Source organism: Corallococcus praedator (genome assembly GCF_003612125.1).
Lineage (GTDB): Bacteria > Myxococcota > Myxococcia > Myxococcales > Myxococcaceae > Corallococcus > Corallococcus praedator.
Window position 1 is genome coordinate 1 of sequence record NZ_RAWI01001410.1, and the last position, 390, is coordinate 390.

Sequence of the window (390 nt, forward strand, 5' to 3'; positions counted from 1 at the left end):
GATGACGAATTCTTGCCGATGCGTGCACTTCGACTTGAGCCAGTTGCCGCCGCGCCCGGCGCGGTAGCGCGAGTCCGCCGCCTTGCTGATGACCCCCTCGTAGCCGCCCGCGCATAACGCCGCGAACAGCTTCTCGCCGCCGCCGCGGATATGCTCGGCATAGTGCAGCGGCGGCGGCGCACCGTCCAGCAGCGCCGCGAGGGCCGCCTTGCGCTCGATCAGCGGCTTGCCCGTCAAATCGTCGCCGTCGCGGTGGAGGAGGTCGAAGGCGAAGGCGATGATCGGCCCGCCGTCCTTGAGCGCCGCCTGCAGCGCGCTGAAGCTTGGCCGCCCCTCGGCGTCGAGCGCGCAGATCTCGGCGTCGATCAGCGCGGCGTCGCACGGCAGCTT

1 protein-coding gene is annotated in these 390 nt (G+C 70.8%); it reads right to left on the bottom strand.

Annotation, left to right across the window (positions count from 1 at the left end):
* The coding region (locus D7Y13_RS44670) for an ATP-dependent DNA ligase (RefSeq protein WP_439329276.1) at nucleotides 1-390 on the bottom strand (390 nt) is incomplete at both ends.